Below are 5599 nucleotides of genomic sequence, written 5' to 3'. Positions count from 1 at the left end.
CAAAGCCAAGTATGAACGACCGAAGATACCAGCCCCAGACGCACCCGCCCCACGGCGGTGGTCGGATCGGATAAGGTGGCGCGCAGATTGCGCTCCGTCGCGAGCATCTCTTGTGCTGTTTCAAGAATCATGGCCCCGGCCACCGTGATCCGGGTGGCGTGAAACTCACGGTCAAACAGGTCGACCTGGAGGTCCGTCTCCAGCGACGAAATCCGGCTGGAGACCGTCGCTTGGCTCACATTCAATTGCTCGGCCGCCGCTCGGAAACTGCCCAAATTGGCGACTGTGACGAATGTCTCTAAAAAGCGCGTGTTCACGAAGAGCCTCTATTTCTTGTTCCGGTCGCGAAGGAAGAGGGTAATTCAGCGCGACGGTGAAGTCACCTGTCGTCAAAGAACGCTGGACCAATTAGGTGGTAAACAACAATTGGGCGGTGAGCGGCCCTTCACTACAGCATTTGTAGATGTCCGGTGTGCGGGACTTAGCTGTCTTACGCAATAGCCGATCATGTGAGCGATACCTGAACCGCGACTCTTGTCGAGCTCAGGGTAGGGGCGTCATCGCATTTCCTCCAATGTTTTTTGGCGGAAGACCTCGGCTGGCGTTTTCCATCCAAGACACTTACGCGGCGTGTTGTTGAGGCGATCACAGATCACCTTCATATCGTGATCTGTGCATTGGCGGATGTCGCGTTTGCGCGGCAACCATCTTCGAAGGCGTCGGTTTGTATTCTCGACTGTGCCTTTCTGCCATGCGTTGCCCGGCAGGGTATCGCGTAGCGATGTCCCGAGAGGGGCTTGAGGGGTCGCAAAACCACGTCTGGGTTCCAATCTTAGCTTGTAGGTGTGGCCAACTGACAAACTCGGTTCCGCGGTCAAAAGTGATGGACCGACGGGCGACGAGGGGGAGATCTTTGATGGCACTCATGATCTTGCCCATGACCGGCTTGGTGCGCTTGTTCGGGTTTTTCAGGATCACCGTGAAGCGGCTGACGCGCTCAACCAGTGAGGTGACGTTGGTCTGGCCAAGCTTCTGTTTAAACAGCATCAAATCGGCCTCCCCCTCTCGGCAGATTTGTTTCACAAATCGCCTGTCGGGCAGTGAGTGACCAAATTGCCGACGATGCGCGACATCATCGGGGCCGAACAGGATACTGAAACCGCGGTGGAATTTGGGTTCTCTGCGTCTTCGGGTGCGGCGGGGACGTCGAGCGATACGGTGCGTCGGCAGATACCACCACAGGTCTTCGCGCTGACCTTCCTTGGAATAGATGTAGCGATAGATGGTTTCCTGGCAGACCCTGAGGGGAGCGCGCTCGTGGATCATACGGTTACTGATCTGCTCTGGTGTCCACCCGTTCTTGATGCGCTCAATCACGCGTTTGCACAGTTCAGGATGTTTGATCAGCTTGCGCTCCCGGGCACGACGATCCGCTTGCATCATATGGGCCGCGGCACCGTAATAGCCATCGCATCCGGGCATGCTTTCGTCCGAAAAATGGTTGCGCTTTAGCTCGCGGAATATCGTGGACCTGCAGCGTTTCAGAACGCGTGCCATCTCGTCAACTGGGACCTTTGCGTGTCTCCAGCGTTCGATCTTGCGTCGTTCTGTGATACTCAGTTGGTCGTAAACGGCTCCCATAACGATTCCTCTCATTAGATAAACTACTGTTTTCTAACAAGAGTCGCACTTGAGGGTAGCGCGCGCCTGTGGGTTCTCAAGGGTCGTTGCGACGGTTTCCGCTATCTCAGTTTCATCAGTTCTTCCCTGAAGGCTTCCGCTGGTGTGCGCCATCCCAGACACTTTCTGGGCGTGCCGTTCAAGCGGTCGCAAATCGACTTCATATCTCGATTTGAGAGCGCGGACACAGGCGCATCTCTTGGTAAGTAGCGCCGCGCACGCTTGTTCAGGTTTTCGACGGAACCCTTTTGCCACGGAGCCTGTGGATCACAAAACCATGCCTCGGTTCCGATTCCAGGTTTCAGCTTGCGCCAGTTCCTAAACTCAATACCTCTATCAAAGGTGATCGATTTACGAGCCGTTTGGGGCAGAGGTTCCATCACAGTCATTAGCTTGTCCATCAGATGCGTTGTGCTGCGATCGTTGTTTCGGAACAGGACAGCAAAGCGGGTCTTCCGCTCGACCAGTGAGGCAACGTTCATCTTGCCCTGAGCGCGTTCGAATATCATCAAATCGCCTTCCCTCCCGCCGAAAGTCTCGCGGCTATCAACGTAGTCAGGGCGTTCGTGAATTGAGCGATCCGGCGGGAACACAAGGCCTCGTGGCCTGCGCGCGTGATGCGGACGCCGTTTTTTCCGGCGGTTGGGCAGGTAGCGTGCGAGTTCCGCAGATTGACCATCTGGGCCGTAAACATAGGCGTAGATCGTTTCATGACTTACGCGGGTTGTTTGGCCTTCATATTGCAATCGGCCCGCGATCTGCTCTGGTGACCAACCTTCCTTGAGCTGCTTGATTACGGCTTTTCTCAAGCCGACAAGGCGCACCAGTTTGCGCCGCCGCGCACGTCTTTCGGTCGCCGCTTTTTGAGCAACCACGCCGTAGTATCCGTTCAGTTCCGGCAGGTCGTTGTCGGCATAGCGGTTGCGCTTGATGTCACGATAAATCGTCGAAACATGCCTGCCGATCTGTGCTGCTATCTCTCGTATAGGTATCTTAGCATTCAACATATCTTCGAGCACGCGCCGTTCACGCAGGTTTAGCTCTGTATGGGCCATCTTTCATTCTCCTTGCTTTCCAGCAAGATAGGGGAAATTTCGCAACCCACGTGTGGATGCCCCGGTTTATGTGGGTGATTGTTTCGACGTTTAGATAGCATGATCGGGTGCAGTCACGTGTCCGGCCTGTTTGTGCAGCACACTTGGCTGCTGGCCCTTATGGAGATGCGCGAACTTGGCTCCAAATCAGTTTATCGGGCTCGAAGCCGCGAAGGGTTGCACTGGTTTTTCCATGTTCGTTCTCGTCGATCCGCTTTCCTTAGTCGATCCTTTCGTCCTCACATACCTGCCGGTATCCGTGGTCTGCCGCTAAGCGACGGCCCCGCGAATGCGATAAATCTGGCCCGTCATCAACATGGCCCAAAGCCTCCGAGCCATGCGGTTTGCCAAAGCAACAGCAACAACCATCCGGGGGCGTGTTTCAAGCATACGCGCTAACCATGGTTCGGCACAACGCTTCCATCGTTCGATGGAATTGATGACGGACATTGCACCGATGATCAGCAACCGCCTCACATCTTTCTGGCCCATTTTTGTGATGCGCCCCAACCGTTCCTTACCACCTGTCGAATGCTGTCGAGGTACAAGACCAAGCCATGCTGCAAAATCCCGCCCCGTGCGAAAGTTTTTGGCGGGAGGACAGAAGGCCGAAATTGCGATGGCGGACATCGGGCCGACGCCAGGCATCGTTTGCATAAGCCGCGTTTCCTCTGACGTTTTTGCATGCATCTTGATGGAATGATCCAGACCTTCGACTTCTGCGCTGATAGTCTCGATCTGCGCTAGGAGCCGTTCCGCCAAGCGTTTGGCCTCGTCGGGCAGTTTATGTGCCTGTTCCTCTACTTCTCGTTAGAGAATATCAGCGTTCCGAATGCGTAGCCGCAGCACAATCCCAAACTCCGCCAAGTATCCGCGAAGCGAATTGATAAGCTGGGTGCGCTGCCGCACGAACAATTCCCGCGTCCGAAACAACATCGCCTGTGCTTGCTGTTCCGGGGCTTTCACTGGGACGAAGCGCATTGAGGGACGCATCGCGGCTTCTGTAATGGCCTCTGCATCGACAACATCACTCTTGTGGCGTTTGACAAACGGTTTCACATATCGCGCCGGTACCAATCGAACCTCATGACCTGCAGCAAGCGCTTCACGCCCCCAATGATGGGCGGACGCGCACGCTTCCATCGCAAAAATGCAACTTGGGTGCTCATTTAGAAACTTATTGAACTGAGGCCGGCTCAGCTTTCTACGGTATAAAACTTTACCTGCGGCATCAGCGCCGTGTATTTGAAAAACGCGCTTCGCCAGGTCGATACCGATGATAAATGCTTCTGACATTTGTTCCTCCTGCAAGACGTCCGCACCACCATGGCTCGGACGGTTCTATAATGAACCAACAGTAGGGGCATCCAATCCATCAGTTTAGAATGTGCCCCTGTGAGCGATACGTAAACCGATAATTAGGATTATGTTATAAGTTGGCCTTGGAAGCCTATATTATACTAAATATGCTTCGAGGAAGGATCACCGGAATTTGAGGTAGATATACGTCTCAGGATAACTGAGTTACCTCCACCGCGGTCGAGGCAGCTACCTTTCTGGTGTGACAATTGCCAATGTCCCCTATCAAGCGGTTTCGAGGCTCACGTCAATCAAGGATCCACAAGGGGACCTCGGGTCATTGCTTTGCTTGATGAATAGCAACTAAGTATGTATTTTTGATTTGATTACGCCAGTTTAGGACGAGTCGAGATGGTTTGCGAAGTAGCCTCAGCCGCGGTCAAAAATATTCTCCAATATCCATTTGCAGGAGATGCCCCACTCATCGGCGATAGCTCTACTGTTGAGGTGAACGATAACCTGCTTTGGGCACGTATGCCGGTTGGTGGTGGGCTGGTGTCGGTCAACATCTGGCTGTTCAGTCATGATGGAGCGTGGGACATCATCGATACGGGCATCGACTCTCCGGAAACCGTTGCGGCTTGGGAAAAAATCTTTAGCTCCACCATTCAGAGACACGCCGTGGGCCGTTTGGTTCTGACCCATGGACACCCTGACCACGGCGGGGGTGGCCAGGTGGATTAGTAAGCTTTGTGATGCGCCGGTGCTGATCACTTCGGAGGAAGAGAAAGAGCTGGTTGCATTGGCCAAGGGCATGTCGCCGGAGCGTGATGCGCGCCAGGCGGCATTCTTTCGCGCGGCTGGCGGTAGTGATGCTTTGATCGAGGCAAATATTGATCTTCAACGATCCTATAGCGGGCTTGTCTGCACTCCGCCGGAGAAGTTTGAACGGATTGCAGCAGGTGACATTCTGACGTTGGGAGGAGACGATTGGCGGGTCGTCATAGGCTCCGGCCATTCGCCAGAACATGCCTGTCTTTATAACGAGAAACGAAAACTGTTCATCGCAGGCGATCAGGTGTTGCCGAAGATCACGCCCAACGTATCGGTTCGCGCGCGTAATCCCGAAGCGGACCCGATGACCAATTGGCTCGGTAGCCTGGCGCGCATCAAGACGGAGATCCCGGATGACGTGTTGGTGCTGCCATCGCATGGCGATCCATATCGCGGGTTGCATGCACGCATCGACACGCTGATCGAAGGCCATGAACAAGACCTGAAAAATGCGCTCGCGGAGATCCGGGAGCCCAAGCGGGTCGTCGACCTGTTCACCGTTCTCTTTAACCGCGAAGTGACGGAAAGCATTTACGGTCTTGGCGTTCTTGTGCTGGCGTGCACCCGCCTCGCCGCGAAGTTGCCGGGTAATCTCGCCCACCTGCCCGATCCCAGTGGGGCCCACGGGATGGCCCATCGCCTGTTGATTGTCACCGAGGACTGACCCGGCGGGGGTGCGGACAAAAACTTGG

General features: G+C 54.8%; 4 protein-coding genes and 2 pseudogenes. 2 read left to right on the top strand and 4 right to left on the bottom strand.

Annotated elements, in window-relative coordinates:
- From B3849_RS10005 to B3849_RS09990, 4 genes and pseudogenes are all read right to left on the bottom strand, one after another.
- A partial coding sequence (locus B3849_RS10005; protein WP_286780072.1) for a LysR family transcriptional regulator occupies positions 1-317 on the bottom strand: 317 nt, incomplete at its 3' end.
- A gap of 240 nt (positions 318-557) precedes the next feature.
- A pseudogene (locus B3849_RS10000) lies at positions 558-1641 on the bottom strand (IS30 family transposase).
- A 101-nt stretch (positions 1642-1742) separates the two neighbouring features.
- Positions 1743-2735 carry an IS30 family transposase gene (locus B3849_RS09995; protein WP_286780071.1) on the bottom strand — a complete coding sequence of 331 codons (993 nt, stop codon included), beginning with the start codon at positions 2733-2735 and terminating at the stop codon, positions 1743-1745.
- A gap of 309 nt (positions 2736-3044) precedes the next feature.
- Positions 3045-4070: pseudogene (locus B3849_RS09990) on the bottom strand (IS110 family transposase).
- A 414-nt stretch (positions 4071-4484) separates the two neighbouring features.
- On the opposite strand from B3849_RS09990, the gene B3849_RS09985 reads away from it, so the two are divergent.
- Both B3849_RS09985 and B3849_RS09980 read left to right on the top strand, forming a co-directional pair.
- The gene (locus B3849_RS09985) at positions 4485-4817 is read left to right on the top strand and encodes an MBL fold metallo-hydrolase (RefSeq protein ID WP_286780070.1); all 333 of its coding nucleotides are present in this window, start codon (positions 4485-4487) and stop codon (positions 4815-4817) included.
- Positions 4777-5571 (top strand): MBL fold metallo-hydrolase, encoded by a 795-nt coding sequence (locus tag B3849_RS09980; RefSeq protein WP_286780069.1) that lies wholly within the window; start codon positions 4777-4779, stop codon positions 5569-5571. The genes B3849_RS09985 and B3849_RS09980 overlap by 41 nt, the downstream gene beginning before the upstream one ends.
- Positions 5572-5599: the final 28 nt, after the last annotated feature.

It is taken from the genome of Sulfitobacter sp. UBA4523 (assembly GCF_002388305.1).
Taxonomy (GTDB): domain Bacteria; phylum Pseudomonadota; class Alphaproteobacteria; order Rhodobacterales; family Rhodobacteraceae; genus Sulfitobacter; species Sulfitobacter pontiacus.
The sequence above is the reverse complement of the archived record's forward strand: the minus strand, read 5'-3'. Positions and strand labels throughout refer to the sequence as shown.